20 protein-coding genes, 1 tRNA gene and 1 pseudogene are annotated in these 19,727 nt (G+C 69.9%); 17 read left to right on the top strand and 5 right to left on the bottom strand.

Annotated features, from left to right (window positions below):
• Positions 1-5 precede the first annotated feature (5 nt).
• On the bottom strand, positions 6-1,535 hold the full coding sequence (locus tag AC4FS1_RS17120; protein ID WP_491156993.1) for a PucR family transcriptional regulator: 1,530 nt from the start codon (positions 1,533-1,535) through the stop codon (positions 6-8).
• 101 nt (positions 1,536-1,636) lie between these two features.
• Between AC4FS1_RS17120 and gabT the strand changes: the two genes are divergently transcribed.
• The 10 genes and pseudogenes from gabT (at position 1,637) to nusG (ending at position 11,463) form a co-directional block, all read left to right on the top strand.
• A complete protein-coding gene (gabT, locus tag AC4FS1_RS17115; protein ID WP_491156991.1) occupies positions 1,637-2,989 on the top strand; it encodes a 4-aminobutyrate--2-oxoglutarate transaminase in 1,353 nt (450 codons plus the stop codon).
• Between the two features lie 27 nt (positions 2,990-3,016).
• Complete coding sequence (locus AC4FS1_RS17110; RefSeq protein WP_491156989.1) at positions 3,017-4,393, top strand: flavin monoamine oxidase family protein; 1,377 nt, start codon at positions 3,017-3,019, stop codon at positions 4,391-4,393.
• Positions 4,390-5,277, top strand: a complete 888-nt coding sequence (locus AC4FS1_RS17105) for a universal stress protein (RefSeq protein ID WP_491156987.1) — start codon at positions 4,390-4,392, stop codon at positions 5,275-5,277. The genes AC4FS1_RS17110 and AC4FS1_RS17105 overlap by 4 nt, the downstream gene beginning before the upstream one ends.
• Positions 5,274-6,838: pseudogene (locus AC4FS1_RS17100) on the top strand (APC family permease). The gene AC4FS1_RS17105 and the pseudogene AC4FS1_RS17100 overlap by 4 nt, the downstream one beginning before the upstream one ends.
• A gap of 16 nt (positions 6,839-6,854) precedes the next feature.
• Entirely contained in the window at positions 6,855-8,216 is a 1,362-nt protein-coding gene (locus tag AC4FS1_RS17095; protein ID WP_491156985.1) for an NAD-dependent succinate-semialdehyde dehydrogenase, read from the top strand.
• On the top strand, positions 8,216-9,133 hold the full coding sequence (locus tag AC4FS1_RS17090; protein WP_491156983.1) for a hypothetical protein: 918 nt from the start codon (positions 8,216-8,218) through the stop codon (positions 9,131-9,133). Before AC4FS1_RS17095 ends, AC4FS1_RS17090 begins: the two co-directional genes overlap by 1 nt.
• A complete protein-coding gene (locus AC4FS1_RS17085) occupies positions 9,130-9,597 on the top strand; it encodes a hypothetical protein (RefSeq protein ID WP_491156982.1) in 468 nt (155 codons plus the stop codon). Before AC4FS1_RS17090 ends, AC4FS1_RS17085 begins: the two co-directional genes overlap by 4 nt.
• 145 nt (positions 9,598-9,742) lie before the next feature.
• Positions 9,743-9,815 (top strand) — tRNA-Trp (locus AC4FS1_RS17080).
• Positions 9,816-9,861: 46 nt separating this feature from the next.
• Complete coding sequence (secE, locus tag AC4FS1_RS17075) at positions 9,862-10,137, top strand: preprotein translocase subunit SecE (RefSeq protein ID WP_491156981.1); 276 nt, start codon at positions 9,862-9,864, stop codon at positions 10,135-10,137.
• Positions 10,138-10,425: 288 nt separating this feature from the next.
• Positions 10,426-11,463 (top strand): transcription termination/antitermination protein NusG, encoded by a 1,038-nt coding sequence (gene nusG, locus AC4FS1_RS17070; RefSeq protein WP_491157086.1) that lies wholly within the window; start codon positions 10,426-10,428, stop codon positions 11,461-11,463.
• Positions 11,464-11,515: 52 nt separating this feature from the next.
• On the opposite strand, the gene AC4FS1_RS17065 is transcribed toward nusG, so the two are convergent.
• Positions 11,516-11,932, bottom strand: coding sequence for a VOC family protein (locus AC4FS1_RS17065; protein ID WP_491156979.1), 417 nt, complete (start codon positions 11,930-11,932; stop codon positions 11,516-11,518).
• Positions 11,933-11,993: 61 nt separating this feature from the next.
• On the opposite strand from AC4FS1_RS17065, the gene AC4FS1_RS17060 reads away from it, so the two are divergent.
• The 6 genes from AC4FS1_RS17060 (at position 11,994) to AC4FS1_RS17035 (ending at position 16,734) form a co-directional block, all read left to right on the top strand.
• A complete protein-coding gene (locus AC4FS1_RS17060; protein WP_491156977.1) occupies positions 11,994-12,953 on the top strand; it encodes a helix-turn-helix transcriptional regulator in 960 nt (319 codons plus the stop codon).
• A gap of 160 nt (positions 12,954-13,113) precedes the next feature.
• The gene (gene rplK, locus AC4FS1_RS17055; protein ID WP_491156975.1) at positions 13,114-13,545 is read left to right on the top strand and encodes a 50S ribosomal protein L11; all 432 of its coding nucleotides are present in this window, start codon (positions 13,114-13,116) and stop codon (positions 13,543-13,545) included.
• A gap of 13 nt (positions 13,546-13,558) precedes the next feature.
• Complete coding sequence (gene rplA, locus AC4FS1_RS17050) at positions 13,559-14,251, top strand: 50S ribosomal protein L1 (protein WP_491156973.1); 693 nt, start codon at positions 13,559-13,561, stop codon at positions 14,249-14,251.
• A 184-nt stretch (positions 14,252-14,435) separates the two neighbouring features.
• Complete coding sequence (locus AC4FS1_RS17045; RefSeq protein WP_491156972.1) at positions 14,436-15,239, top strand: amino acid ABC transporter substrate-binding protein; 804 nt, start codon at positions 14,436-14,438, stop codon at positions 15,237-15,239.
• Between the two features lie 24 nt (positions 15,240-15,263).
• Positions 15,264-15,929: an amino acid ABC transporter permease gene (locus tag AC4FS1_RS17040; RefSeq protein WP_491156970.1), complete on the top strand. Its 666-nt coding sequence runs from the start codon at positions 15,264-15,266 to the stop codon at positions 15,927-15,929.
• Entirely contained in the window at positions 15,916-16,734 is an 819-nt protein-coding gene (locus AC4FS1_RS17035) for an amino acid ABC transporter ATP-binding protein (RefSeq protein ID WP_491156969.1), read from the top strand. The genes AC4FS1_RS17040 and AC4FS1_RS17035 overlap by 14 nt, the downstream gene beginning before the upstream one ends.
• A 12-nt stretch (positions 16,735-16,746) precedes the next feature.
• On the opposite strand, the gene AC4FS1_RS17030 is transcribed toward AC4FS1_RS17035, so the two are convergent.
• Both AC4FS1_RS17030 and AC4FS1_RS17025 read right to left on the bottom strand, forming a co-directional pair.
• Entirely contained in the window at positions 16,747-17,037 is a 291-nt protein-coding gene (locus AC4FS1_RS17030; RefSeq protein WP_491156967.1) for an acylphosphatase, read from the bottom strand.
• Positions 17,038-17,074: 37 nt separating this feature from the next.
• The gene (locus AC4FS1_RS17025) at positions 17,075-17,731 is read right to left on the bottom strand and encodes a LysE/ArgO family amino acid transporter (protein WP_491156965.1); all 657 of its coding nucleotides are present in this window, start codon (positions 17,729-17,731) and stop codon (positions 17,075-17,077) included.
• Positions 17,732-17,800: 69 nt separating this feature from the next.
• Between AC4FS1_RS17025 and AC4FS1_RS17020 the strand changes: the two genes are divergently transcribed.
• Positions 17,801-18,685, top strand: a complete 885-nt coding sequence (locus AC4FS1_RS17020; protein ID WP_491156964.1) for a LysR family transcriptional regulator ArgP — start codon at positions 17,801-17,803, stop codon at positions 18,683-18,685.
• On the opposite strand, the gene AC4FS1_RS17015 is transcribed toward AC4FS1_RS17020, so the two are convergent.
• A complete protein-coding gene (locus AC4FS1_RS17015) occupies positions 18,682-19,713 on the bottom strand; it encodes an NADP-dependent oxidoreductase (RefSeq protein WP_491156962.1) in 1,032 nt (343 codons plus the stop codon). The two genes, AC4FS1_RS17020 and AC4FS1_RS17015, sit on opposite strands and share 4 nt — an antisense overlap.
• Between the last annotated feature and the right edge of the window lie 14 nt (positions 19,714-19,727).

Raw genomic sequence — 19,727 nt, 5'->3', positions numbered from 1 at the left:
GCAGGTCAGAGCCGCGCGACCTGCAGGGCCGCCCACAGCTCGGCGCGGGCGGGGAAGGACGACAGATCGGAGCCGAGCACCGACTCGGCCTGGGCGATCCGGGTGCGCACCGTATGGCGGTGCACCCCGAGCGCGGCGGCCGTCGCATCGATGCGCGCGTCGTTCTCCAGCCACGCGCGGAGGGTCGAGACCAGTTCCGTGCCGCGCGTCCGGTCGTGATCGACCAGGGGGGCGAGGGATGCTGCCGCCAGCACCCGGGCGAGGTCGCTGTCCAACGCGCCGAGCACTCCGGAGGCGGCGGTTTCCCCGAACCGTGCGACTCGCCCACGTTGTCGGCGGAGCGCGGCCAGCGCCTCGTCGTGCGCGCGGGCGAATTCGGGCCACCCCGCCGGAGCGGACACGCCCACACGCACGGGGAAGCGCTCCACGAGCGCCTCGGGCAGGGCGGAGCCCGGCGCGACGGCGACGACAAGACCCTCGGGCCCGCGGCCGAAAAAGATCGGCTCCATGGTCGACGCGGCGAGCCACTCGGCGACGTTCTCCAGCTGCGCGGCGTTCCCCTCCGCCACGATGACCGTCATCGACCCGGCGGGCAGGCTGCCACCGAGTTCCCGGACGAAGCGCCGGGCGAGCGCGACCTCGCCGGCCAGCAGGGCCTGGACGACGCCGGCCCGCAGCATCCCCTGAGCGCGCTGCACGCCCTCGTTCTGTTCGAGCGCGAGACCGGCCATCGCGATCACCGACGTGACGACGGCGCGACTCTCGGCGTCCAGATCACCCGCGGCGATCGCCAGGACGCCCCGGAGATGCCCCCCGCGGCCGAGCGTCTGGAGGGAGAAGGGCACATCGCCGATGCGCATCGCCGAGCCCGCCCGCGCGCCGCGGCGGAGCACGGCGGCGACTTCGGCGGCGAGGTCGTCCCGGATGCTCGCATCCAGAGCCCCCACCGGATGCTCGCGCCGCAGCGCGCCGGCGGTGTCGTAGAGCCCCACCCACGCCCCGAGTTGGCGCGCGAGCTCGGCGAGGGTGGCGTGGAGTCCGTCGGGGCGGAGCGCGGCGAGCGAAACCGCTCGCTGCGCCGCCAGCGCCCAGGTCCGTCGCGCGTAGGACTCTGCGGCGACCGCCTCGCCGTTCGCGCGTGCCACCGCGATGAAGGGCGTGCGATAGGGCACCTCGAACAGCGGCATCCCGACCGCCACGCAGGCCGCTTCCAGCAACGGCGGGATCCCGGGCCGCACCACCTCGGTGCCGAATCCGAGCGCTGCGACCCCGCGGTCGCGCAGGCGCCGGACATAGGCGCGGAAGGTCTCCTCGTCGTCCGCCCCGTCCGCGAACTGCGTGCCGGTCGTCAACAGCACGAGCCCCTCGGAGAGGAAGGGCGTCGGGTCGGCGAGGTCGCTGCTGTGCACCCACCGCACCGGCCGCTCCCACGCCCCGGGTTCGAGGGCCTCCTCCGGTGTGGCCAGGCGCAGGTGCAGATCCGGACGCATGACCAGTGTGCGGACGGTCGCGGAGGAGGCGGAGGGGTCGACCACGCACTCTCCTTCCGTCCGGATGTCCGCGACGTACACGGACTCGGGTCGAATGTACATGACGGCGAGTGCGGGCCCCGTGGCGCCTGCCTAGCATCGCCGCCATGAGCCAATCCGCCGTTCTCTCGTCCGTCGGCGGGCCGTCGTTGCCTCAGGTGCGCCGGCTCGTCACCGATCTCCCCGGTCCCCGCTCGCGCGAGATCCTCGAGCGGAAGGCCGCGGCTGTGGCGTCCGGAGTCGGACACACCGCCCCGATCGCGGCGGTCGCCGCCGGCGGGGGTGTCGTCGTGGATGCCGATGGCAATTCGCTGATCGACCTCGGTTCGGGCATCGCGGTCACGACCATCGGGAACGCCCACCCGGCGGTCGTCGCAGCTGTGCAGGAGCAGGTGGCACGCTTCACCCACACGTGCTTCATGATCTCGCCGTACGAGTCGTACGTCGCCGTCGCCGAGGCGCTCAACCGGCTCACCCCGGGGGACCACACCAAGAAGAGCGCGCTGTTCAACAGCGGCGCCGAGGCGGTGGAGAACGCCATCAAGATCGCACGGAAGGCCACCGGGCGCCAAGCGGTCGTCGCCTTCGACCACGCCTACCACGGGCGGACGAACCTCACGATGGCGCTGACGGCCAAGAGCATGCCGTACAAGAGCGGCTTCGGTCCCTTCGCGTCGGAGATCTACCGCGCCCCGATGTCGTATCCGTACCGCGATGGGCTGAGCGGGCCGGATGCGGCGGCGAAAGCCATCTCGGTGATCGAGAAGCAGATCGGCGCCGACAACCTCGCGGCCCTGCTCATCGAACCGATCCAGGGCGAGGGCGGATTCATCGTCCCCGCCGAGGGGTTCCTTCCCGCCCTCGCGGATTGGTGTCGGGCGAACGGCGTGGTGTTCATCGCCGACGAGGTGCAGAGCGGCTTCGCCCGGACGGGTGCGATGTTCGCGAGCGAGCTGTTCGGGATCATCCCGGATCTGATCACCACCGCCAAGGGCATCGCCGGCGGCCTGCCGCTGGCCGCCGTCACCGGTCGGGCCGAGATCATGGATGCCGCGCACGCCGGCGGGCTCGGCGGCACCTACGGGGGCAACCCGATCGCGTGCGCCGCGGCGCTGGCGGCGTTCGAGGTGTACGAGACCGAGAACCTCGTCGAGCGCGCACGCGAGCTCGGCGAGATCCTGCAGCGGCGCCTGCGCTCCATGCAGGACGAGGACCCCCGGATCGGGGATGTCCGCGGCTTCGGCGCGATGGTCGCCGCCGAGTTCGTCGACCCGGCCTCGGGTGCCCCCGATGCGGCTCTCACCTCCGCCGTGGCGAAGGCGTGCCTGGCCGAGGGCGTGATCGTGCTGACCTGCGGCACGTACGGCAACGTCATCCGCTTCCTCCCGCCGTTGTCGATCGGCGATGATCTGTTGGTCGAGGGCCTCGACGTCCTCTCCGGCGTCCTCCAGCAGGCCTGAGCGCCGCAACGGTCGAGGGGGGCGAGCATGAGAGAGCTGACGAGGGACGTCGTGGTCGTCGGAGCCGGGGCGGCGGGGCTCACCGCCGCGAACGCCCTGCGCACGGCCGGCCTGTCGGTGGCGGTGCTGGAAGCGCGTGACCGCGTCGGCGGCCGACTGTGGACCGACGTCATCGACGGCGCGATGCTGGAGATCGGGGGCCAGTGGGTCTCGCCCGACCAGGACGCGCTCATCCAGACCCTCGATGAGTTGGGGCTGGAAACGTACCCCCGCTACCGTCAGGGCGACAGCGTGTACATCGGCCGCGACGGCACGCCCACCCGGTTCACCGGAGACATCTTCCCGGTGGCTCCCGAAACCGAACGCGCGATGGTCGAACTCATCGAGAAGCTCGACGCGCTCGTGGCCGAGATCGACCCGGACGCCCCCGAGCGACACCCCGCCGCGGCAGCGCTCGACCGCGTCTCGTTCGAGGAGTGGCTGGCGCGCGAGACCGACGACATCGAGGCGCGCGAGAATGTGGCGCTGTTCATCGCCGGAGCCATGCTGACCAAGCCCGCCCACGCGTTCTCGGCGCTCCAGGCGCTGCTGATGGCGGCGAGCGCGGGGAGCTTCTCGCACCTGGTCGACGCCGACTTCATCCTCGACAAGCGTGTCGTGGGAGGACTCCAGCAGGTGCCGCTGCTGCTGGCTGAGCGGCTCGGAGATGACGTCGTGCTCGGCCAGCCGGTGCGCGAACTCGCGTGGGAGTCTGCGACGGGGCCGGGAACCGGTGGCGTGACCGCGACGACCGACGAGGTCATCGTCCGCGCCCGCTACGCCGTGCTCGCGCTGGCACCGGTGCTGTACCCGCGCATCTCCTTCCACCCCCCGCTCCCGCGGTTGCAGCAGCAGATGCACCAGCACCTGTCGATGGGTTTCGTCATCAAGGTGCACGCCGTGTACGAGACGCCGTTCTGGCGCGAGCAGGGGTTGTCGGCGACGGCGTTCAGCCCGTACGAGATCTGCCACGAGGCCTACGACAACACCAACCATGGCGATCCCCGGGGCACCCTCGTCGGCTTCGTCTCCGACCGCCACGCCGACGACCTCTTCCGCCTTCCGGCCGCCCAGCGCAAGGAGCTCATCTTGGAGTCGCTGTCGCACTACTACGGGTCCGAGGCCAAGAACCCGGTCGTGTATTACGAAAGCGACTGGGGGGCTGAGGAATGGACGCGCGGCGCCTACGCCGCGAGCTTCGATCTCGGCGGGCTGGCCCGCTACAACGCCGACGCCCGGACCCCGGTCGGCCCGATCCATTTCGCCTGCAGCGACCTCGCCGGGGCGGGCTACCAGCACGTCGACGGCGCCATCCGGATGGGGCGGCGCGTGGCCGACGCGATCGTGACCGAGGCTCGCGCATGAGCCGCCCGATCGCCGTGGGGTACACCGCGACCGACGCCGGAGCCGACGCCCTCGCGGTGGCCGCACGCCTCGCGGCCGCCATCGACGCGCCACTGGAAATCGTGATCGTCCTGCCCGACGCGGCCCGCAGCGTCATCACGCCCCCGGACGCCGGATATGGGCGGCTCGTCCGTGCGCGCGCGGAGGAATGGCTCGCCGACGCACAGCAGCAACTCGGCCAAGCAGTGCGCCACCGGGGCAGCGTCCGGTACGGCGAATCGTTCGCGGAGGGGCTCTGGCACACCGCGCGGGAGGTGGATGCGGCGTACCTCGTCGTGGGCGCGGCGAACGGCGGAATCCGCGGCCGGCACTTCCTCGGGTCGGTCGCGAGCGAGCTGCTGCACACCTCCGACGTCCCCGTGGTCCTCGCCCCCGAGGGGTCGCGACGCATCGACCCCTCGGCGGGCCTGTCCCGGGTCACCGCCGCCGTGGGCACACGCGCGGGGGCCGACGTGCTGTTGGAGGAGTCGGTCGCCCTCGCCGCCGCAGCATCCGTCCCGCTTCGCCTGGTCTCGCTCGAGACGATCGACCTGCCCGCGGGACTGGACACCGCCGCGATCCGGGTCGCCGGCGCCGCGCACGCCCAGCGTGTGCTCGAACAGGCACGAGCATCGCTCCCCGAGGCGATCAGCGCCGACGTGGTCCTCGCCCGCGGCGACAGCGTCGAAGAGGCCGTCGGGGCGTTGACGTGGGATCAGAGCGAGATCGCGATCGTCGGCTCGAGCCGACTCGCGCAGCCGCGCCGGCTCTTCCTCGGTTCCACCGCGGCCAAGATGCTCCGCGAACTTCCCGTTCCCCTCATCGTCGTGCCCCGCACGCGCCCGGAAGAAGGAGGGCGCCCATGACCGCTCCGAGAAGCGGGTCGCCCGCGGCCACGACCGGCGACGGCGCCGGCGGACTCTCGAAGAAGGGGCTGTCTGCGGGGACGGTGGGTCTGCTCGGGGCCATCGTCATCGGCATCTCGTGCATCGCACCCGCCTACACGCTGACGGCCGCCCTCGGTCCCACGGTGTCGGAGGTCGGCTTCCAGGTGCCCGCCATCATCCTCGTCGGTTTCATCCCGATGCTGCTCGTCGCTTTCGGGTACCGCGAACTGAACAAGCAGATGCCCGACTCCGGCACGTCGTTCACGTGGGCGGCTCGGGCCTTCGGACCGTGGGTGGGGTGGATGGCGGGGTGGGGCCTCATCGCCGCCACGATTCTCGTGCTCTCCAATCTGGCCGGGATCGCGGTGGAGTTCCTCTTCCTGCTCATCGACCAGATCGCGGGCAGCCCGGGCACGATCGCCGAGCTGGCCTTCAACCCGTTCATCAACGTCGCCGTGTGCCTCCTGTTCATGCTGGGCGCCACGTTGGTCTCCTACCGCGACATGCAGACCACCCAGAAACTGCAGTACGTCCTCGTGACATTCCAGGTGCTGGTACTCGTGGTCTTCTCGATCGCCGCCTTCGTCCACGTCGCCCAGGGGAATGCGTTCGACGCGAGCCCACCGGAGCTGAGCTGGTTCAACCCCTTCGCCGTGGGATCGTTCACCGCCGTCGTGGCGGGGCTCTCGCTGTCGATCTTCATCTTCTGGGATGGGACGTCACCCTCACGATGAATGAGGAGACGAAGGATCCCGAGAAGACTCCGGGTCGGGCGGCCACCCTCACCGTTGTCACGATCGTGGTGCTGTACCTGCTCATCTCGCTCGCGCTCCTCGCGTTCGCGGGTACGGGGGAGGGGGAGCTGGGCCTGGGCAACCCCGACATCCAGGACAACGTCTTCTTCTATCTGAGCGGACCGGTTCTCGGCCCGCTCGCCTTCCTCGTGTCGCTCGCCGTACTGACCAGCTCGGCATCCTCTTTGCAGTCGACGTTCGTCTCGCCCGCGCGCACGCTCCTGGCGATGGGCCACTACGGCGCCCTTCCGCCCAAATTCGCGCAGGTCACCCCGCGGTTCTTCACGCCGGGCTACGCCACCATCGTGTCGGCGGTCGTCGCCTCGGTCTTCTACGCCATCATGCGGTTCGTCAACGAGAACGTGCTGTGGGACACCATCACCACCCTCGGGCTGATGATCTGCTTCTACTACGGGCTCACGGCCTTCGCGTGCGTGTGGTATTTCCGCCGGCAGTGGTTCGATTCGGTGCGCGACGTCTTCTTCACGCTCCTCTTCCCGCTTGTGGGCGGCATCATCCTCGCGGGCCTGTTCGCCGTCACCCTCGTGGAGAGCCTCGACCCCGACTACGGCAGCGGGACGGAATGGTTCGGCGTGGGCAGCGTCTTCGTGCTGGGTGTCACGATCATCGGCCTCGGGATCGTGGTCATGATCTGGCAGGCCGTCCGCCGTCCTGCGTTCTTCCGTGGGGAGACACTGTCGAAGGACGCCCCCGCGAGCGCGCGCCGCCGGCGGCAGACTGTATGAGAGCGAAAGGAACGTCATGAGCGAATACGCCGTCGTCAACCCCGCCACAGGGGAAAGGCTGGCCGAATACGACACGTTGACCGACCGTGGCGTCGAGGGGGCGATCGCCGCGGCCTCCGACGCCTACCGGACGTGGTCGCGCACCTCCGTCGCCGACCGGGCCGCGCTCCTGCGCCGCGCGGCCGAACTGCACCGCGAGCGTCGTGACCTGCTCGCAGCGATCATCGTGCGGGAGATGGGAAAGCCCCTGGAGGCGGCACTCGGCGAGGTCGACTTCGCCGCTGACATCACCGAGTTCTACGCCGACCACATCGAGGAGTTCACCGGCGACCAGCCGCTCGACATCTCCGGCGACGGGAGCGCGGTGATCCGCCGGTCGCCGCTGGGCGTGCTGCTGGGCATCATGCCGTGGAACTTCCCGTACTACCAGGTGGCGCGGTTCGCCGCGCCCAACCTCGCTGTGGGCAACACCATCCTGCTCAAGCATGCTCCGCAGTGCCCGGAGTCGGCCGAGGCGCTGCAGCTCCTCTACCGCGACGCCGGCTTCCCGGAGGGCGCGTACGTCAACGTCCGCATCACCAACGACCAGGCCGCCGCGATCATCGCCGATCCGCGCGTGCAGGGTGTCTCGGTGACGGGATCGGAGCGCGCCGGAGCGGCCGTCGCCGAGATCGCCGGACGGAACCTGAAGAAGGTGGCGCTCGAATTGGGTGGTTCCGACCCGTTCCTGCTGCTGTCCACCGACGACCTCGACGGCACCGTGCAGTCCGCCGTCGACGCGCGCCTGGACAACACCGGACAGTCGTGCAACGCCGCGAAGCGCTTCATCGTCGTCGATGAGCTGTACGAGGCGTTTCTCGACAAGTTCACCGCCGCCATGAGCGCGGCGAAGGTCGGCGACCCGCTTGCCGAGGACACGGTCCTCGGCCCGCTCTCATCCGCTGCGGCCGCCGAACGCCTCGCGGAACAGGTCGAGCGGGCCGTCGCGCAGGGCGCGACACTCGTCGCGGGCGGTACGCGCGACGGCGCGTTCTTCGCGCCCACGGTGCTCACCGGCGTCACGAGCGACATGGATGCGTACCGCGAGGAGTTCTTCGGACCCGTGGGCGTCGTCTACCGGGCATCCGGCGAGCAGGAGGCGGTCGCCATCGCGAACGACACCGGATTCGGATTGGGGTCGTACGTGTTCACGACCGACCCGGAGCAGGCAGAACGGGTGGCCGACGGGATCGACGCGGGCATGGTCTACGTGAACGTGGTGCTCGCCGATTCGCCCGAGCTGCCTTTCGGCGGAGTCAAGCGCAGCGGCACCGGCCGTGAGCTGGGGCTCCTCGGTGCCGACGAGTTCGTCAATAAGAAGCTCATCCGCGTCGCCTGATGACCCTCCCCGCCGACGCTCCCGCTCCTGTCCCCGTGACCGACCAGGGCGACGTTTCGGGAGCCCTCGCCTCAGGGGTGCGGAGGTGGCGCCGGCGTCGTGTGATCTGGCTCGTCGCCGTGATCGCGGTGGTGGTGCTGGCAGCGGCCGGGGCAGGAATCTGGTGGGCAGTCCGAGACGCGCAGGAGCGCGCGCTGGCCGCACGCGCGGTCACCACAGGCCAGCAGACCGTCGTCACGGCGGCCTTCGAGGGAACCGCCGAAATCGCCGCCCAGATCCAGACGCAGCGCACCGCGTACCGGGATGCCGAGTCGCTGTGGAACGGTGCGGTCGCCTCGAACGAGGCCTTTCTGGCCGAGGATGCGGCACCCGCCGTGTCGGCGCCCAATCCGGGCGGCGACGGGATGCCCGGCGGGGATGGTGAGGCTCGCGCGCTGCTGGACGGCATCGGAGCATCGGCGGTGCAGATCGTCTACGACGGCGGCCCGCAGAACTGCGGCTTCGCGGCGGCCGACGAGACCTACCGGATCGCTCTCGGCGGATGCTACGACAGCAAATTCCGCAACCGGGTCTTCCTGGCCTGGGATCCGGGTGCCACCCGCGCGAACATCTGGCCGATCTTCGTCCACGAAGCCATGCACTGGTATCAATGGGACCGCTACTCGACGCAGTTCGCTGCCGCGGAGAGCGCCGGCGTGAGCCAGGACGCCTATCGTCCGCAGATCGAGGCTGACGCCAGCTGTCGTGCGGTGATCCAGCACGACGTGCCCGCCACGGCTTTCGAGGCGTCCTCCGCGCCGTGCAACGTCGCGGATTGGCACGACGGGTGGCTGGTCGAACAGCTCGCGGGCCTCGGCGTGCCCGTCGCCGCGCCCGATCCGGCGACGTTCGAAGTGCAGGAGGTGATCCGCCCATGACGCGGCAACCGCGCATCCGGCTCGCCGGAGCCGTCCTCGCCCTCGCTGTGTGCGCGACAGCGCTGACTGCGTGCACCTTCGGTCCCGACCCGGCGGAAGTGCGCAGCGAGACGCGGGAGGTCTTCGACGATCTGGTCGGGGTCCTCTCCGACGCCGACCCGGCGATCCTCCGCACGGTCGAGACGGCGCCGGAGTCCGAGCAGGCGTGCGGCGAGGATGGCGAGGGGACGCAGCACGCACTCGTGGCCACGGGCACACTCCCCGTCACCGCGCCGGTGGACGCCGTCGATGCTCAGGTGGGCGCCCTCGGGGCCGAGCTCGACCCGGAGACGTGGGACCGGATCCGTTCGGCGTCGGACGCGCCGGAACAGCAGGCGTGGGCGTCCGAAGACGGGATCGTGGTCACCGTGACATTCGACGACCCGGTCTTGGTCACCGCCGTCTTCACCCCGTGCACTCGCTGAGCGGGTTCGCGGGTGGGAAAGGGATGACGTAGACTTCCCCTGCAGGAAAGTCTGCATTCTTTCGCCGTGCCCGCCGGTCGGGCCGACCCCCTTTCGGACAGGTCACGGTGGCGGAGTGCGGGCATCCCGGGGCCTCACGGCCTCTAGGGCGGTAGCTCAATTGGCAGAGCAGCGGTCTCCAAAACCGCAGGTTGCAGGTTCGATTCCTGTCCGCCCTGCGCGCTGGCGCATGCTGGCACACGGTAGGCAACCCAGGTAGGTGCGATGGTCCAGGATGAGCCGAGAGGCGAGGTGGTCGCAGGACGCGACGCGCCACGCGAGAAGAGGCCCAACTTCTTCGCGCGCATCGCCATATTCGTCCGCCAGGTGTTCGCGGAGCTTCGGAAGGTGGTCACCCCGACCCGCTCCGAGCTGCTGAAGTTCACGGCCGTCGTGCTCGCCTTCGTCGTCATCATGATGGCGCTGGTCTACGGACTGGACGTGCTGTTCGTCTGGATTACCACGGCGGTCTTCGGCGTGCCAGGCGGCTCCGCCCCCTGACCTGCGCCGTGAGCGCTTGCGGAGCGGCTTCGACGCCCGCACCATCAACGGAAGAGATCACAATTGTCTGAGAGATACAACGACGACGCCGACTGGGCGACGGCCGCCGAGCAGTCCAGCGAGGACGACGAAGCGCAGGAGGGCAACCAGCTCGCCGCCGAGGAGCGATCCGTGGCACCGGCCGAGCAGAGTGCCATCCACGTCGTGGAAGACGGCGACGACACGGGTGACGTCGACACCTTCGCGGACGAGGACATCTTGATCGACGACCCCGAGGCCGACGCGATCGTGAACGACGCGCTGACCATCGACGAGGCAGCGGAGGTGGAAGCCGCCGCGGAGGCGCTCGCCGAATCGCTCGCCGACGAGGCGGCCGACCACAATGCGGAGGAGCCGGACGTGACCCCCTACGACGGACCGGATGTGAACGGCGAGCCCGACGAGCCGGTGCTGGATCCCGACTTCGTGGAGTCGGTCACCGAAGCCGCCGGCGTCGTGGACGAGGTGGAGGCTTCGGTCGATCCCGCCGACGCCGCGGAAGAACCCGAAGGCTTCGACCCCACGGTCAACCCCGATGACATCGTCACGGCGGGCGACCAGGACGACTCCGTCGCCATGGACGACGCCACCGCTGAGGACGCTGCCACCGCGGAGGAGGCTGCCGTCGCGGACGACGCGACCGACGCCGCTGAGGACGATGAGGACGCGGACCCCTACGAGGCGTTCCGGACCGAGCTTCGGATGCTGCCGGGCAAGTGGTACGTCATCCACTCCTACGCCGGCTTCGAGCGCAAGGTGAAAGCCAACATCGAGCAGCGGAAGTCCACCCTCGAGGTGGAGGACGACATCTACCAGGTCGAGGTCCCCATGGAGGACGTCGTCGAGATCAAGAACGGCCAGCGCAAGATGGTTACGCGCGTCCGGATCCCGGGCTACGTGCTCGTGCGCATGGAGCTCAACGAAGACACGTGGTCGGTCGTCCGTCACACCCCGGGTGTCACCGGCTTCGTGGGCAACGCCCACAACCCCACGCCGCTGCGCTTCGAGGAGGCCTTCACCATGCTGAAGAGCCTCGTGGAGGTCAAGGAGGTCGCGCCCACCAAGGCCGGTTCCGCCAAGGGCGGCCAGGCCGTGGCGCGCAGCATCCCCGCCGAGGTCGACTTCGAGATCGGCGAGACCATCACGATCAAGGAGGGCTCGTTCGCGGGTCTCCCCGGCTCGATCAGCGAGATCAAGCCGGAGAGCGGCAAGCTCACCGTGCTGGTCTCCCTCTTCGAGCGCGAGACGCCGGTCGAGCTCAGCTTCGACCAGGTCACCAAGCTGTAGGCGCGACGCCTCGAAACGCCCCGCTCGGCTCCGGCCGGCGGGGCGTTTCGCGTCACTCGTGCCGGGCCGCCCAGTGCGGGCTCTGGATGAGTCCGAGGAGGTTGCCGAACGGGTCGACGATCGACGCAGACCACCACCCCTCCCCGCGCGGGGTGATCGGGTCGAACACGTCGGCGCCCGACCCCACCAGGCGGTCGACGCTCGCGCGGATGTCATCGACGTGCATGCTCACCAGTGCGCCGCCCGGCGCCGGCAACGGGGGACGGTAAGCGCTGGACATGAGGGCGAGTTCGTCCTCGTCGTCGCCGAACCGCCACTCGGCGTATTCGACGGGTCCGCTCTCGGGGCGCACGAAGTACGGCGGAGCACCCAGCACCTCGGCGTACCAGGAGACGGCGGCCGCCATATCGGCGGCGACGAGGTTGAGGTTTGCCAGTCCACGGAACATGTCGTTCTCCTTCTTCGTCATGAGTCCACTCTTCCGCTCAAAGTGATCACCGCACGATCACTTTTCCTGGGATTCTGGGAGCATGCGAGCCGACCGGTTGATCCAAGCTCTTCTGGTGCTGCAGGCACGCGGCACCGTCACCGCGGCTCAGCTCGCTGCGGAACTCGAGGTCTCGGTGCCCACCGCCCGGCGCGACCTGCAGGCCCTGCTCGCGGCGGGAGTGCCCATCTACCCGCGCCCGGGCCGCGGGGGAGGGTGGCAGCTGATCGGCGGAGCCCGCACCGACCTGACGGGCCTGACGGGGCCGGAAGCCTTCGCCCTTGTTCTGCGGCTGGCGCGGACTGCGACCGAATCGGATGCGGCGGTCCGTGCCGAACGGAAGATGCTGCGAGCGCTGCCGCCTCCGTTCCGTGACGCGGCCGAACGGGTCGTCGCCGCAACGATCAGCGGTCGATCCTGGGGACGCAACGCCGCCCCCGAGCCGCCTGCCGCGGCGGGGATGCTGCAGGAGGCGATCGCCACCCAGCGGGCGGTGGACGTGGCGTATCGCGATGGGAACGCGCGTGCGCTGGTGCCGCTGGTCGTCGGGCGGCGCGGCGATGCCTGGTACCTGTTGGCAGCGCCGCCGGCACCGGAGACCGGAATCGCCGACACGTCGCGGATTCGGACGTATCGGCTGGACCGTATCCGTGAGCTGGGCGCGGCGCACGCGGTGGGGCGAGCGCCCGCGGACTTCTCGCCGGAGCAGGCGTGGGACGAGATGGTGGAAGCGGTCGAGGGGCATCGCAGCGCAGCATCCGCCCTCGTGCTCGCCGACGCCGCCGTCGCCGGACCGCTGTGCGCGCAGTTCGGGCGGTACGCCCGCGTCATGGGGGACGCCGGGAACGACCGCACGCGCGTGGAGGTGCGGGCACAGAATGCGGTGGCCCTCGCCGAGCAGCTCGCCGGCTGGAGCGGCGGGGTGGAAGTGGTGGAACCGGTGAGCGTGCGGCGGGAGCTCGCCGAGATCGGCCGGCGCCTGGTCGCGACCTACGGCGGGTGATCCGCAGCGGCGGGTCGTGCCTGGACGCGGAGTGCCCCCGGGCGGTCGCCCCGGCTATACTTGTGTGGTTGCCCCCATCGGGCAGCGAACCCCCACCACTGCCAGGATTCGCCTGGTTCGTGGCAGCGCGCCCGCCGGGCGCACGACAGTGAGGAAACACATGGCACCGAAGAAGCGGGTGACCGGCCTGATCAAGCTCCAGATCAATGCCGGCGCCGCCAACCCCGCGCCGCCGATCGGGCCCGCGCTCGGTCAGCACGGCGTGAACATCATGGAGTTCTGCAAGGCGTACAACGCCGCGACCGAGTCGCAGCGCGGCAACGTCATCCCCGTGGAGATCACCGTCTACGAGGACCGCAGCTTCACCTTCATCCTGAAGACCCCGCCCGCCGCCGAGCTGATCAAGAAGGCCGCCGGCGTCGCGAAGGGCTCGCAGACCCCGCACACGTCCAAGGTGGGCAAGCTCACCAAGGATCAGGTCCGTCAGATCGCCGAGACCAAGCAGCCCGACCTGAACGCGAACGACATCGAGGCCGCCTCGAAGATCATCGCGGGCACCGCCCGTTCCATGGGCATCACGGTCGAGGACTGAGGGGGATAAGAACATGGCTACCAAGTCCAAGGCATTCCGCGCCGCTGCTGAGAAGATCGCGGCCGACAAGTTCTACACTCCCGCCGAGGCTGTCGCCCTGGCGAAGGAGACCGGATCGAAGAAGTTCGACTCGACCGTCGAGGTCGCGCTCAAGCTCGCCGTCGACCCGCGTAAGGCAGACCAGATGGTGCGTGGCACCGTCATGCTTCCGCACGGCACGGGCAAGACCGCCCGCGTCATCGTGTTCGCGAACGGCCCCGCGGCCGAAGCGGCGATCGCGGCGGGTGCTGACGAGGTCGGCGGCACCGAGCTCATCGAGCGCGTGGCCGGTGGCTGGACCGATTTCGACGCGGCCGTCGCCACCCCCGAGCTGATGGGTCAGGTCGGTCGCCTGGGTAAGGTGCTGGGCCCCCGCGGCCTCATGCCCAACCCCAAGACCGGTACGGTCACCCCGAACCCGGCCAAGGCCGTCGAGGAGATCAAGGGCGGAAAGATCGAGTTCCGCGTCGACAAGCACGCCAACGTGCACTTCGTCGTGGGCAAGGCCTCGTTCTCCGCCGACCAGCTCGACGAGAACCTGAACGCCGCGCTCGAAGAGATCGTCCGCCTGAAGCCCTCCAGCGCCAAGGGCCGCTACATCCAGAAGGGTTCGGTGTCGACCACGTTCGGCCCCGGCATCCCGCTGGACGTCAACGTCTTCGCCTGATCCACGCTTCTCACGAAGGGCTCCGCCTCCGGGCGGGGCCCTTCGTTCTTGTGCGGGCGCGGAAAGCGTGCAACGCGGCGTAACGCGAATTCCGCCTCGGTTCATCCCGTGCTGTACTCCTCTGTCGGCGCAAAATGCCACCGATCGGCGCGGACCGCCTTCCTCCCGAGACGTCAGGATCCTCATGCTTTCTCGTCGCTTTCCCGCCGTCACTCTCGCCGTGGGCTTCGTCCTTGCCCTCACCGCGTGCAGCGGCGGCGCGACGGAGCCGGGCGCCACGGCCGCGGGCGAGGAGTACGGTCTCGTCTCACCCGGCACACTCACCGTCGCCACCGAGGGCACCTATCGGCCCTTCACCTTCCATGACGCGTCGGGCGATCTCGTCGGCTTCGATGTCGAGATCGCGGAAGCCGTCGCGGAAAAGCTCGACCTGGACGTGACGTTCCAGGAGACGCAGTGGGATGCGATCTTCGCCGGTCTTGACGCCGGCCGATTCGATGTCATCGCCAACCAGGTCTCGATCAACCCCGAGCGGGAAGAGAAGTATCTCTTCAGCGAGCCGTACACGGTCTCGCCCGGCGTCATCGTGGTCGCCGAGGACGACGCATCCATCTCGAGCTTCGACGACCTCGCCGGCAAGACGACCGCCCAGTCGCTGACGAGCAACTGGTATGAGCTGGCCACGGAGAGCGGTGCGACCGTGGAGCCGGTCGAGGGATGGGCGCAGGCCGTCGCCCTGCTGCAGCAGGGACGCGTGGATGCCACCGTCAACGACAATCTGACCTTCCTCGACTACGAGAAGAGCGAGGGGCCGACCGGTCTGAAGATCGCGGCCGAGACGGAGGACCCCGCGTACAACGCGTTCGCTTTCACCCAGGACCGGGAGGCGCTGGTCGACGCCGTCGACGCCGCCCTGGCCGAACTGCGCGAAGAAGGAGTGCTCGCCGAGATCAGCGAGAAGTACTTCGGCGCGGACGTCACCGAGTAAGCCCGACGTCGAGGAGGAGCGCCCGTGAACGAGACGTGGACGCTCGTCGTGGACTCCTTCTGGCCGCTGCTGCTGGCGGGGCTCACCGGCACCATCCCGCTGGCCCTCGCCTCCTTCGCCCTCGGCCTCGTCCTTGCCCTGGGGGTCGCGCTGCTCCGGCTATCGGGCAACGCCCTCCTGTCAGCGGTGGCCCGCTTCTACGTCTCCGTCATCCGCGGCACACCCCTCCTCGTGCAGCTGTTCGTGATCTTCTACGGCCTGCCCTCGATCGGCGTGGTGATGGATCCGTGGCCCGCGGCGATCATCGCGTTCTCTCTCAATGTGGGCGGGTACGCCGCCGAGGTCATCCGCGCCGCGATCCTCTCGGTGCCCAAGGGCCAGTGGGAGGCCGCGCACACGGTCGGATTCTCTCCCGCGCGAGCCCTCACCCGGATCGTGCTCCCGCAGGCGGCCCGCGTATCGGTTCCCCCGCTGTCCAACACCTTCATCTCCCTCGTGAAGGACACGTCGCTGGCGTCCCTCATCCTCGTCACCGAGCTCTTCCGCCGCGCGGAGAACATCGCAGCGTTCACCTACGAGTTCATGATCATCTACCTCGAAGCCGCGGCCATCTACTGGGCGTTCTGCCTGGTGCTCTCCACGGGGCAGAATCTCCTCGAGAGGAGGCTCGATCGCTATGTCGCGCGATGATCTCCGCGGGCCGGACCCGCTCGCCCCGCCGGCGGCGGGCGGCGACCGCCCTCTGCTGACGGTGACCGGGATGCAGAAGAGCTTCGGGTCGAACCATGTGCTCGACGGCGTGGACTTCGAGGTGCGCCGGGGCGAGGTCGTCGTCCTCATCGGGCCGAGCGGCTCGGGAAAGACGACCGTCCTGCGGTGCCTGAACGCACTGGAGACGCCCGATGCCGGCCTGGTCGCCTTCGACGGCGGACCGGTCGTCGACTTCGCGGAGCGCGTGGCGAAGTCGGACCGCTCGGCGCTCCGGGATCGATCGGCGATGGTGTTCCAGCACCACAACCTCTTTCCGCACCGCACCGTCCTCGAGAACGTGATCGAGGGCCCGGTGCATGCGCACGGGATGTCCCGCGCCGACGCGGTCGCGCGGGCGGACGCGCTGCTGGAGCGCGTCGGACTCCTCGAAAAACGCGACGTCTATCCCTTCCAGCTGTCCGGGGGGCAGCAGCAGCGGGTGGGGATCGTCCGGGCCCTGGCGTTGCGGCCGGACCTTCTCCTCTTCGACGAGCCCACCAGTTCGCTCGACCCCGAGCTGGTGGGGGAGGTGCTGACGGTGCTCCGCGAGTTGGCCGAAGAGGGCTGGACGATGATCATCGTGACCCACGAGCTCGAGTTCGCGCGGCGGGTCGCCGACGAGGTGCTCTTCTTCGACCGGGGGGCGATCCTCGAGCGCGGTGCTCCCGAAGAGCTCTTCACGCGACCGCGGGAGGAGCGCACGCGGCGTTTCGTCGACCGCATCCTCCGACCCCTCGACGAGTGAGTCGCAGCCGGATCACTCCGTCGGCAGCACCTGGAAACCGGCCGCCCGGGTTCCCGCGCCGTGTTCCGCGTCCACCGGGTCGGTCTGCACCTCTGCGACCTCCGCTCCCGGCGGGCCATGCCGCATCCACTCGACCATCGCCTCCACCGCCGCCGTGTCGCCTTCGAGCTCGGCTTCCACAGAGCCGTCCCGCCTGTTGCGCACCCACCCCCTGAGCCCGCCGGCCTGCGCCTCGGCTCGAGCGGTGTAGCGGTAGCCCACACCCTGAACGACGCCGCGGACGACGACATGGACCCGTTGCATCACCCCATCGTCGTGCATGTCGGGGCGGGACGCATCGTCACCGCGGCAGGACGAGGCTCACAGCGATGCCGATCATGACGACCGCGATGATCGCGTCGAGGATGCGCCATGCGCGGGCTGTCGACAGCCAACGCCCGAGATAGCGTGCGCCGAACGCCAGACCGAAGAACCATAGGATGCTGGCGATCATGGCTCCTGCGGCGAAGATCCAGCGGTCGTCGCCCTGGGCGGTGGCGACCGAGCCGAGGAGGAAGACGGTGTCGAGGTAGACGTGCGGGTTCAGCCACGTCAGGGCGAGGCAGGTGAGGAGGACGGGAGCAAGCCGGGGAGCCGTCCGCGTCGGGGATCCGCCGCGGGACGTGTGCGCGCCGGCCGCAGCATCCGCCTCGGCGGGTGTGAGCCCGCGGCCCGTCGGTCGCCACGCACGGCGGGCGGCGAGCAGGCCGTATCCGACGAGGAAGAGCGCACCGGCCCAGCGGATGACCCCGATGAGCCACGGCACCGCCTGCAGCACCAGGCCCACACCCGAGACGCCCAGGGCGATGAGCAGGGCGTCGGACACCGCGCAGACGGCGGCGACCGCGAACACGTGCTCACGGCGCACGCCCTGACGCAGCACGAAGAGGTTCTGCGCGCCGATCGCGACGATGAGGGAGAGGCCGAGACCGAGGCCGGCGAGGAAGGCGGGGAGCACACTGTGACGGTACGGACGCAATCGTGACAAGTCCAGTTCAGGATTCTTTTGAACCTTTAGCATGGCTTCATGTCGGTTCCGCTGGATCTCGCTCGAACATTGGCGGTCGTCCTCGACGAGGGCACGCTGGACGCCGCAGCTCGCCGGCTGCACATCACGCCCTCTGCGGTCAGCCAGCGCATCCGCGCGCTCGAAGACCGTCTCGGCCGCGTGGTGCTGTTGCGCACGAAACCGGTGCGCGCCACCGACGCCGGCCGCGCCATCGTGCGTCTGGCACGGCAGCTCGACCTCCTCGAGCACGACGCGCTCGCTGAGATCGGCGCCGATGACTCGGGAACGGCCGTGGTGCCGCTCGCCGTGAACGCGGATTCGCTGGCGACGTGGTTTCTGGCGCCCCTGGCGCGGCTGAGCGACCGGCGGCGTGTGGTGTTCGAACTGCACCGCGACGACCAGGACTTCACGGCCGCGCTGCTGGAATCGGGAACGGTGATGGCCGCGGTCACCTCTCGCGAGACGGCGGTGGCCGGCTGCCGGGTCAGGCCGCTCGGGATGCTCCGCTACGAGGCGGTGGCCAGTGCCGCGTTCGTCACCCGGTGGTTTCCCGCCGGTGTGGACGGTGACCGGCTCGCCGTCGCCCCGGTCGTCGACTTCGACCGCCGCGACGACCTGCAATCACAGTGGCTCGCGGCCCGCGGCGTCACCGGTACGCCGCCTCGGCATCTCGTCCCCGCCTCCCACGACTTCGCCACCGCGATCATTCTGGGACTGGGATGGGGTCTTCTTCCGCGTTTTCCGTCCGAAGACCACCTTGCCTCCGGCGCCCTGGTTCCCCTGGGCGGCCCGCCCATCGATGTGCCCCTGTTCTGGCAGCAGTGGAACCTCACCTCACCGCTGCTGGATGCGATCGCCGATGAGGTCGTGGCCGAGGGCCGGCGCGTGCTGACGGCGCCTTAGTCGTCGCTGATCCGCAGCACCAAGGTGCCGCGTGTCTGGCCCCGATCGAGTTCGGCATGGGCCGCCGCTGCGTCCGCGAGCTCGAACACGCGGTCGATATAGACCTGGACCGCCCCTGAATCCAGGAGCCGGGCGATGGTGGCCAGAACCCCACCGTCGGGAATCACCCTGTAGCCGGTCGCGCGGACGCCCGCTGCGGCCGCGGCATCGGCGTGCCCCGGCCACCCGCTCTCGGGCACCTCGATGAGGAGGCCGCCCGGGCGCAGCACGGCCACCGAACGGCGTGCGGTGTCGTCCGGGCCGTTGCCCACGAGGTCGATGACGACGTCGACCTCGCCGACGACGTCCTCGAACCGCTGCGTGGCGTGGTCCACGACGACGGCCGCCCCCAGACTGCGCAGCCAGTCGGCGTTGCCGGCGGGGCCGGTCGCGGTGACGTGGGCACCGAAGTAGGCGGCGAACTGCACGGCGAAATGGCCGATACCCCCCGTCCCGGGGTGGATCAGGATCCGTTGGCCTTCGTGTGCGAGAGCCGTCTCAACGATGACGCCCCACGCGGTCAGAGCATCCAACGGAACGCCGGCCGCCTCCACGTGGGACAGGGAGGCGGGTTTGCGGGCGATCGACTGGGCGGAGGCGACGACGTACTCGGCGTAGGTTCCACCCGTGCGGGGAAAAGCCGCCATCCCGAACACCTCGGTTCCCGCCGGGAACGGGAAGGCTTCGAAGGGCGCCTTCACGACCACCCCGCTGAAGTCGAAGCCGAGGGCGGCGGGGTATTGCGCGATCGCGTCGGCGACCCCCTCGCCGCGGCGCGTCTCGGCATCGATCGGGTTCACCCCGGCGGCGACGACGCGCACGAGCACTTCGCTCAGCACCGGTGCGGGCACGGCGAGTTCGGCGGTGCGCAGGGTGCCGGCGGCTGCGGAGTCGATCACGGCAGCCCGCATCGTGGCGGGCGGGTCGGAGGGAGAGACGAGGGCTGATCCCGTCGGGGCGGGTTTGGGACGCAGCGGCCGGAATCTCATCCGCGCTCCTTCCG

Source organism: Microbacterium sp. Z12_35 (assembly GCF_058310475.1).
The sequence above is the reverse complement of the archived record's forward strand: the minus strand, read 5'-3'. Positions and strand labels throughout refer to the sequence as shown.

Coding starts and splice junctions, on each gene's coding strand:
- gabT (WP_491156991.1), top strand. CDS start 1,637: ATGAGCCAATCCGCCGTTCTCTCGTCCGTCGGCGGGCCGTCGTTGCCT.
- AC4FS1_RS17110 (WP_491156989.1), top strand. CDS start 3,017: ATGAGAGAGCTGACGAGGGACGTCGTGGTCGTCGGAGCCGGGGCGGCG.
- AC4FS1_RS17105 (WP_491156987.1), top strand. CDS start 4,390: ATGAGCCGCCCGATCGCCGTGGGGTACACCGCGACCGACGCCGGAGCC.
- AC4FS1_RS17095 (WP_491156985.1), top strand. CDS start 6,855: ATGAGCGAATACGCCGTCGTCAACCCCGCCACAGGGGAAAGGCTGGCC.
- AC4FS1_RS17090 (WP_491156983.1), top strand. CDS start 8,216: ATGACCCTCCCCGCCGACGCTCCCGCTCCTGTCCCCGTGACCGACCAG.
- AC4FS1_RS17085 (WP_491156982.1), top strand. CDS start 9,130: ATGACGCGGCAACCGCGCATCCGGCTCGCCGGAGCCGTCCTCGCCCTC.
- secE (WP_491156981.1), top strand. CDS start 9,862: ATGGTCCAGGATGAGCCGAGAGGCGAGGTGGTCGCAGGACGCGACGCG.
- AC4FS1_RS17065 (WP_491156979.1), bottom strand. CDS start 11,932: ATGACGAAGAAGGAGAACGACATGTTCCGTGGACTGGCAAACCTCAAC.
- AC4FS1_RS17060 (WP_491156977.1), top strand. CDS start 11,994: ATGCGAGCCGACCGGTTGATCCAAGCTCTTCTGGTGCTGCAGGCACGC.
- rplK (WP_491156975.1), top strand. CDS start 13,114: ATGGCACCGAAGAAGCGGGTGACCGGCCTGATCAAGCTCCAGATCAAT.
- rplA (WP_491156973.1), top strand. CDS start 13,559: ATGGCTACCAAGTCCAAGGCATTCCGCGCCGCTGCTGAGAAGATCGCG.
- AC4FS1_RS17045 (WP_491156972.1), top strand. CDS start 14,436: ATGCTTTCTCGTCGCTTTCCCGCCGTCACTCTCGCCGTGGGCTTCGTC.
- AC4FS1_RS17035 (WP_491156969.1), top strand. CDS start 15,916: ATGTCGCGCGATGATCTCCGCGGGCCGGACCCGCTCGCCCCGCCGGCG.
- AC4FS1_RS17030 (WP_491156967.1), bottom strand. CDS start 17,037: ATGCAACGGGTCCATGTCGTCGTCCGCGGCGTCGTTCAGGGTGTGGGC.
- AC4FS1_RS17020 (WP_491156964.1), top strand. CDS start 17,801: ATGTCGGTTCCGCTGGATCTCGCTCGAACATTGGCGGTCGTCCTCGAC.
- AC4FS1_RS17015 (WP_491156962.1), bottom strand. CDS start 19,713: ATGAGATTCCGGCCGCTGCGTCCCAAACCCGCCCCGACGGGATCAGCC.